The organism is Kocuria salsicia (assembly GCF_007681555.1).
In the GTDB taxonomy this organism is placed as follows: Bacteria; Actinomycetota; Actinomycetes; order Actinomycetales; family Micrococcaceae; genus Kocuria; species Kocuria salsicia.
The window spans coordinates 1-7,547 of sequence record NZ_VELE01000020.1 but is presented as its reverse complement, the minus strand read 5'-3'; the positions used below and the strand labels follow the sequence as shown (position 1 = coordinate 7,547).

The following is a 7,547-nucleotide window of genomic DNA, read 5'->3' as shown; positions in this document are numbered from 1 at the left end:
CCGGATACCGGCCGCACGGCGCTATCACCGCGTTGCGCCACAGCTGACCGTTTCTGCATCCCTCATGTGAGTCCGTGCACCTGGGCGAAGGGATCCACGGTGCTGTCGGTTTGCGGCTGGTACTCAGCACGGATGACAGCTGCCTCTCGGACGCCAGGCCCGAAGAGGCTGGCGATGAGCGCTGCCGTCATGTCCATCCCTGCCGCAACCCCAGAAGAGGTCCACCGGTCCCGGTCCTCGACCCAGCGGGCGTGAGGTTCCCACCCCACGTTGCGCCCAAAACTGGAAGCCCAAGTGAAGGCCAGTTTGTTGCTGGTAGCTCGATACCCCTCCAGCAACCCCGCCGCTGCGAGGACGGCAGACCCGGTGCAAACCGAGACCACGAGCTGGGAGTGCTCGCCCGTCTTCGCCAGCCAGGACAGGAAGGGTTTATCGGTGACGAGTCGTCGTGAACCAGCCCCACCGGGCACGAGGACGATGTCCGGGGTTGCGAGCTGGGGGTAGCTGAGGTCTGCCACGATCTGGGCGCCTTGGGAACTTCTGACCGGGCCTAGGTGCGGCCCCACGTAGTCCACCGCGACATGGGGCACGTGGCCGAGCAGTTCCACGGGGCCGAACACGTCCAGCAGCTCGAACCCCTCAAACAGCACCACGCTCACCCGGCGTTTCCGTGGCAAGTCAGTCATGCCCACGAATCTACACAGACCACAGGAAAACCCGTCACATCAGAGGCACCGACCACCGCTTCTAGACCTCTCAGGCGAGTCCGGGTGCCTGGGCGAAGAGGTCAATGGTGCCGTTGTACCGGTTGTTTTGAGCGGGAACGGACCGCGGCAAGAGCACACACGATGACCGCGGCACCTCCCATGATCGTGGGAACAGTGATCCGCTCATGAAGAAGCACAGCAGCCCATGCAATGCTCAAGATTGGTTGCGCCAGTTGAATCTGGCTGACCTGTGCGATCGGCCCGATCGCAAGACCGCGATACCAGGCGACGAACCCCAAGAACATGCTCACCACGCACAAGTAGCCAAAGCTGACCCACTCACCGGCGGTGCCCGTCGGCGGGTGCGTCACAATCGCGTGCGCCGAAAGCGCCGCCATGATCGGAGCCGCTACCACCAGAGCCCAAGAGATTGTCTGCCAGGACCCCAAGCTACGTGACAGAACCCCGCCCTCTGCGTATGCCACGGCACAGACGATCACGGCGGCGAACAGCAACCCGTCAGCGGGTCGCAGGTGTCCGAGACCCCCCGCATGCACGGCCGCGAAAATCACGGCAGCCACAGCCCCGGCAGCAGCCGAGCACCAGAACATCACAGAGGGTCGCTCTCGGGTGCGCAGCACGGACACCACGGCGGTTGTCGCGGGAAGAAGCGCGATCACCACCGCACCGTGGCTCGCATGCGTTTGTGTCAGCGCGAATGACGTCAGCAGCGGAAATCCGAGCACAGCACCCAGTGCGACGACCCCGACGCTGACCCACTGGCGCCCCCGTGGGCGCTGTGACTGTGTGACGAGCAACGCAAACGCAGCGATCACAGCCGCGACAACAGCCCGCGCGCTACCGACGAAAAGCGCCGACATGTGACCGCTCTCCACCGCCATACGCGTCAGCGGAACAGTGAAAGAAAACGCCAGGACGCCGAGAAATCCCCAAGCGAGCCCGTGCCGGGACTGCGATAGCGGAGTGTGAACAGAATGAGTAGCGCTACTATGTGGTGTCATGTACCAGAGTAGCAGTGAACGTATTGCGGCCGATCTAGAAACCTGGATTGCCTCGGCACCTCCTGGTGCGCAGTTGCCGTCGACGCGCGAGCTCGCCGCTCAACACGCAGCCAGCCCTGTGACCGTGCAATCGGCACTGAGATCACTTGTGGCGCGCGGTCTCATTGAAACCCGCTCAGGCGTGGGTGTGTTCGTCAGCGCGGATCGAGCAATCGGCCCACGCGACTACTCCTGGCAAACCGGCGTCATGGGAGCCTCCAGCACGGCAATCACAGAAACCTCAGTCGCCTTACGTCCCGCCCGCACCGACGCAATCTCCCTGCACTCGGGATACCCCGACCGTGACCTTCTCCCAGAGCGTCTGGTGCGTTCCGCTCTTACGCGTGCGGCACGAAGCGATGAAGCTCTGCGCCGGTCGGAATCGGCGGGGATGACAAACCTGCGTTCCTGGTTCGCCTCCGAACTCACCTCGCAAACACCTCCGCACCTGACCGCCCCGACAACCCACGATGTGATCGTGCTCCCCGGCAGCCAGCTCGGACTCGGCTCCCTGTTCCGCAGCATCGCCGGGCCCGGCGGGACGCTGCTGATCGAGTCACCCACCTACTGGGGTGCCATCATCGCGGCACGACAGGTCGGGGTGAGACTGGTTCCCGTCCCCACCGGAACCGACGGACCCGATCTGGTCGCCCTGGATCGGGCTTTCAACGACACCGGGGCGAATGTTTTCTACGCGCAACCGAACTACGCGAACCCGACAGGCGCGCAGTGGAGTCCCTCGACCAGCGCCCGCGTCCTGGAGATGGTGCGTGATCACCGCGCCTTCCTCATCGAAGACGACTGGGCGCACGACTTCGGGATCACCACTGACGCCACCCCGATAGCTACTCGCGATGACAGCGGGCACGTGATCTATCTGCGTTCACTCACCAAAAGTGTTTCACCGGCAATCCGCGTCGCCGCGGTCATCGCACGGGGCCCACTGCGCAGACGCCTCCTGGCGGACCTGCAAGCGCAGTCAATGTATGTCAGTGCTCTACTGCAAGCTGCGGCCCTAGAGGTGGTCAACGGGCCGGGGTGGCAAAACCACCGACGCACACTGCGCAAAAAGTTGCGCACCCGGCGTGACCTTCTCGTCAACGCGATCACAACCCACGTCCCGGACGCCACGATCGCAGCAGTACCCCCAGGAGGGCTAAACCTCTGGGTGCGTCTACCAGATGAGGTCGACCTCGATCGACTGGTCAAAGACACCGAATCCAAGGGACTCATCGTTGCTGGTGGTGATGAGTGGTTCCCTGCTGAACCCGCCGGCCGCTACCTGCGCCTCAACTTCGCGGGCCCTGAACCAGCAGCCTACGAACAAGCCGCTGTCCTGCTCAACGAAGCACTCACACAGCAATAGAAGGTGCACGGATCGAACAGGTTGACCCGGAAACGCCGGAACCACTACAACACCGGCAGAAGTAAAAGTCCGCCAAACGGGTAATTTCCACCGATTCTGCCGGTGACAGCGTCTCCGTGGGGTGGGTTGGATCGGAGCGCCCGTCGACGGCGCCGCTGGCCCTCTAATGCCCAGGTTCTTGTCCATGCTAGAGTCGCTAGCATCATGATCAGCCCGTTGCCGTAAGGCGCGGGCTGATTTTCTTTGTGTAGGAGAGGCGCGTGGAGTACACGAAGCAGTGGCTGCCCCTCGAGGCGCAGGTAGAGCGACTAGTCCAGCGAGGCCTGGATGTGGATGATCCGGCGCGGGCTGTCCGGCTGCTCGAGTCGGTCGGCTACTACCGGGTGACCGGCTACCTGTACCCGTTCCTTGAGTCTGAGAAGCAAATCGACGATGAGGGGCGCACAACGATCCGGGTGCTGGACAAGTATCGGCCGGGCACAGCTCTGCATCATGCCGAGTCAATCCTCGACTTCGACCGGCAGCTGCGGATGCTGGTCATGGAGGGTGTGGAGCGTGTCGAAGTAGCGGCACGCATGCGTATCGGCTATGTGTTGGGCCGGGTTTCGCCGTTCGCACACGAGGATCCCACCTGCTTCGACGACTCGTTCACGACGGCGAACACCGACAGTCGTGGCCCGAGTCCCAGCAAGCAGGTGATGTGGCTCGAGCGGGTCAAGGAGCGCCGGGACTCCTCGGACGAACAGTTCGTTGCCCACTTCCGTCGCAAGTACGACGATCACATGCCGGTCTGGGCGTTGACCGAGCTGCTGGAGCTGGGACATCTGTCGAGCCTCTACCGGGGCATGCTCCAGAAGGACGCTGAGGAAGTTGCGGCGGCCTTCGGGATCCCGCAGAAGAAGATGATGACGAGTTGGCTGGCCAGCTTGAACTATGTGCGCAACGTTGCCGCGCATCATGCTCGACTGTTTAATCGCAAGCTCCAGAACGCCCCGTCACGGCCGGCGGTGGGCCGAGTGCCCCTCCTTGATCATCTGCGGGGTCCCTACGCCCCGAAAGAGGACTTTGGCACCTATAACGCCTTGGCGATCATCGCCTACATGCTGCGGTTCGTCGAGACGGAGCGCTCCTGGGCGCCGCGTCTGGCCGAGCTGCTCCGCTCCTTCCCCGCCTCGCATGCACTCTCCGTCGAATCGATCGGAGTGCCGCCAGACTGGCACGCGCTTGACCTTTGGCGAGAGTGAAGCTCGAGCAGGAGCCGAAACTCAGTCGTCATGTCTTGGCCCGTCCAGTCAGGTATACCCCTTTACATGCCCCCGGTGCCACGAGAACATCCCATCAGACTGGGTCCAGTTTGGATCCGTTGGACACAACTAACGGAGGATCTTAGCGGTGGTTGGACAGACGGTGGCCTACGTGCGGGTGAGCTCAGCCGAACAGAACACGGATCGGCAGTTCGAGGCGGTGGGGGAGTGCGACCGGATCTTCCAGAACAAGATCTCTGGGAGCTCGAGAGTCAAGCGCACTGGGCTGACCGAGCTGATTGGGTACGTTCGTGAAGGTGACCTGGTGAAGGTCGCCTCGATGGACCGCCTCGGCCGCGACACCCGGGACCTGTACGTCATCGTGGACATGCTCACAGACAAGGGGTGCGCGGTGCAATTCGTGTCGGAGCGGATCACCGTGGGCAAATCCGGCACCTCCCCGGTGGACGGGCTGATGTTGGGGATCCGGGCCGCGTTCGCGGAGTTCGAGCGCCGGCGGATCAAGGAGCGCCAGGCTGAGGGCATCGCCCTGGCCAAGACTTGTGGCACGTACGTGCAGGCCCCGAAGCTCTCGGATACCGACGTGGAGCAGGCGAAGGCGATGATCGAGATGGGTATCCCGAAGGCGGAGGTGGCGCGCACGTTCGGGGTTAGCCGGCAGACGCTGTACACCTCGCTGTCTAGGGCCGAGCAACCGTCTACGGGGCACCGCAATAAGCGAGAACCCAGAAGGCTCCTAGAAAAAGGGCCAGGGGGCGTGAACGGCATGAGAGCGTGGTGTGCGAGGTTCTGCCCCGGGGCACCACGCTCCCAGCCTTGGAGGAGCTCTACTTGAGTTGAAGGGTGATTCTTGTTCCTTCGCTGATTTTTTCGGCGTAGTCCGTCAGCTGGCGGTCAGGTAGTGACATGCCACTACGTGACAGCATCCGCTTGAGGGCAGGTTTGATCTTAGAAACCGGTTCGCCTTGATACTGACGGGCCAAAGAGTCCAAAGACTTCTGCGTCTTCTTGAGGCGCTCATCCAGTCCAGCCCGCGCCGTCTGCTGGACAGACTTCTCGAAGTCCTTACCTAGCTTGGTCCTGCTCATGATTAGACCTCCTGGCGGATGGTCGTGGAGGGGCGCCGCTGAGCGGTCGCCTTCGAGACGAATCGGCCCGTGGTCGCCGATCTGTGGACCGCCTTCGTGTTCCCGGTTCCGCGGCCGACGGCCTCGGTGGTGGTCGTACGAGGACTGCGGCGCACTTGAGCCTTGGAGACGAAGCGTCCTGTCCGTGCGCTCCTGTTGACGGTGCGAGCCATACTGACACGCTCCTTCCGGGGGAGGCCCCCAGTTATGAGCACTTCGCGTGGGCGACTAGGCTCGAGATCCTAGTCTGGCAACTAGATCCACTAGCGTGATCGCCCGCCCCAGTTCTTTTACTGGAGATCGGTGCTCTGGAACACAGGATAGTTCGAGGTTCCGACACGCAAATGGTGTGGGTGCGCCATCAATTGTTATGTGTTCAGAATGCGGGGGCACCCACACCCATCTGGAGCAAATATCAGATCTGTAGCGCCATTCTCTTTCCACAGATTTCACTCGAAGAGTTGTCCGACGGTGTGGGCGCTGGAGTTCGCCAGACGCCTACGGGAGTGGTCGTAGCGGCGAGTAGTGCGGGGGTCTGCGTGGCCCAGGGAATCCTGTAAATGGTGCAGGGGGACGCCGAGGTCTAGGGCGAGGGTGGCGTGGGTGTGGCGTAGCACGTGGGAGGACATCGGCTTGGTGATGCCCGCCTTGGTGGCGAGGCGGGTAAGGGTGGTGTGGGCGTTGGTCCTGGCCCAGGGGGATCCAGAGCGGGTGGTGAAGATCAACCGGTCCGCTTCCCGCCCGGTGGCCACCTCAGTCCCCAGGATCCCTACCAAAGCGTAAAGGGCCGCGGCGGTGTGCTCGGGGAGAGCAACCACGGCTTTCTTCCCACCTTTACGGCGGATCACCAACCGGTCCGATGACAACCCTGCCTGGGTGGCTGTGAGTGCCTCACTGATCCGTACCCCGGTCGAGAGCAGCAAATCCACCAGCGCATGAGACCTGGGGGAATCGGCCACCGCCGTATCCAGCAAGCGCATGGCCTCCCGCCGGGTCAGGGCCGCGGTGGTGGTGTGGTCCTGGTCCACCGACGGCCGGCCCACGTACTGGGCGGGGTTCGTAGTCACCGCGTCCACGGTGATCGCGTAGGTGTAGAACGCGGAGACCGCAGCCAGCCGGCGGGCCGCAGTGGTGTCCGCGTCCCCAGATGCCGTACGAGCCCGAGCGAAAACATCAAGGTGGGCGCGGGTGGCGGCCAGCAAGTCGACGCCGCCGGCATCGAGGAAATGGCAGAACAGCTGCGCGTCGCGGGTGTAGGAGGCCCGGGTGTTCGGTGAGGGGTAGGAGGCCACCCACGCACCGAGCAGACCCGCATGCACCCGGGCATTGGTGACTTGCGGGTCGCGGGCGGTGATCTGGGTGGTCTCAGCCATGAGGAGCACCCTACCGGCTAACCCATGACATAACGGATATTATGTTATGTACGCAGCCTCTGTTCCGAGGCACCTGTGTTCACGATTGCGGGGACCACTGGTGACCGTCGAACCACCACGGCAAAGGGGCCACAGGGCGGAAGCCGAACACGCTCTCGATCCCATACCATCCTGCCTTGGCCTGTGCGTGCATCAAGGACGGGGCGTTCGCGATCTCCGCATCCGCGCGTTCCAGCGCGATCAGGATGCCATTGGCTGCCTCTGTGATGGCAAGAGAACCATGCTCCAACGTCATGTCCCCGGCCATGTAGTGCCTTCCATCGATAGACAAGATGGTGTTCACACCACCATTACGCAGTTCCAACCACCAGTCGGGGTCCACCTCGGTCGCCGGGGCGACACCCTGGGGCAGCTCATGAAATTTCGAGTGCTCCAGCCACTCAGTCACGATGACCCGAAGCACATCTTCCGCAGCCCATTGGTCATGGTCGTAGACCCCAATCAGCCAGGCATCATCAGCTCCCACAAGGAGAAACAGCAGGTCCCTTGTACGTTCCACGTAGCGCGACCGGCTGTGCCCCTGAGCCCCGAGATGCAGGTGGTAGACACCCCAGTCGGAGAGCATGGCGTCCAGCCGTCTCTTTGACC

Annotated in this window: 8 protein-coding genes; 3 read left to right on the top strand and 5 right to left on the bottom strand. The window is 63.0% G+C overall.

What is annotated here, in order from left to right; translation table 11 throughout:
* Window positions 1–62 precede the first annotated feature (62 nt).
* Both FS770_RS13420 and FS770_RS13415 read right to left on the bottom strand, forming a co-directional pair.
* Entirely contained in the window at window positions 63–686 is a 624-nt protein-coding gene (locus FS770_RS13420; protein ID WP_145012736.1) for a DJ-1/PfpI family protein, read from the bottom strand.
* Window positions 687–787: 101 nt separating this feature from the next.
* Window positions 788–1,729, bottom strand: a complete 942-nt coding sequence (locus tag FS770_RS13415) for a DMT family transporter (protein WP_145012733.1) — start codon at window positions 1,727–1,729, stop codon at window positions 788–790.
* Here FS770_RS13415 and FS770_RS13410 point away from each other — a divergent pair.
* The 3 genes from FS770_RS13410 (at window position 1,728) to FS770_RS13400 (ending at window position 5,234) form a co-directional block, all read left to right on the top strand.
* Window positions 1,728–3,134 (top strand): aminotransferase-like domain-containing protein, encoded by a 1,407-nt coding sequence (locus FS770_RS13410; RefSeq protein WP_145012730.1) that lies wholly within the window; start codon window positions 1,728–1,730, stop codon window positions 3,132–3,134. The two genes, FS770_RS13415 and FS770_RS13410, sit on opposite strands and share 2 nt — an antisense overlap.
* 260 nt (window positions 3,135–3,394) lie before the next feature.
* Entirely contained in the window at window positions 3,395–4,378 is a 984-nt protein-coding gene (locus FS770_RS13405) for an Abi family protein (RefSeq protein WP_145012727.1), read from the top strand.
* Window positions 4,379–4,526: 148 nt separating this feature from the next.
* Window positions 4,527–5,234 (top strand): recombinase family protein, encoded by a 708-nt coding sequence (locus FS770_RS13400; protein ID WP_145012724.1) that lies wholly within the window; start codon window positions 4,527–4,529, stop codon window positions 5,232–5,234.
* Here FS770_RS13400 and FS770_RS13395 read toward each other — a convergent pair.
* From FS770_RS13395 to FS770_RS13380, 3 genes are all read right to left on the bottom strand, one after another.
* Window positions 5,227–5,487, bottom strand: a complete 261-nt coding sequence (locus FS770_RS13395) for a hypothetical protein (RefSeq protein ID WP_145012721.1) — start codon at window positions 5,485–5,487, stop codon at window positions 5,227–5,229. The two genes, FS770_RS13400 and FS770_RS13395, sit on opposite strands and share 8 nt — an antisense overlap.
* Window positions 5,488–5,975: 488 nt before the next feature.
* Window positions 5,976–6,899: a tyrosine-type recombinase/integrase gene (locus FS770_RS13385; protein ID WP_145012714.1), complete on the bottom strand. Its 924-nt coding sequence runs from the start codon at window positions 6,897–6,899 to the stop codon at window positions 5,976–5,978.
* 79 nt (window positions 6,900–6,978) lie between these two features.
* Window positions 6,979–7,547 (bottom strand): hypothetical protein (locus tag FS770_RS13380; protein WP_222126528.1); only part of this gene is annotated, 569 nt, incomplete at its 5' end.

What these genes read in the sequence shown, in the direction of transcription:
- FS770_RS13420 (WP_145012736.1), bottom strand. Translation starts at nt 686, where the DNA reads ATGACTGACTTGCCACGGAAACGCCGGGTGAGCGTGGTGCTGTTTGAG.
- FS770_RS13410 (WP_145012730.1), top strand. Translation starts at nt 1,728, where the DNA reads ATGTACCAGAGTAGCAGTGAACGTATTGCGGCCGATCTAGAAACCTGG.
- FS770_RS13415 (WP_145012733.1), bottom strand. Translation starts at nt 1,729, where the DNA reads ATGACACCACATAGTAGCGCTACTCATTCTGTTCACACTCCGCTATCG.
- FS770_RS13385 (WP_145012714.1), bottom strand. Translation starts at nt 6,899, where the DNA reads ATGGCTGAGACCACCCAGATCACCGCCCGCGACCCGCAAGTCACCAAT.
- FS770_RS13395 (WP_145012721.1), bottom strand. Translation starts at nt 5,487, where the DNA reads ATGAGCAGGACCAAGCTAGGTAAGGACTTCGAGAAGTCTGTCCAGCAG.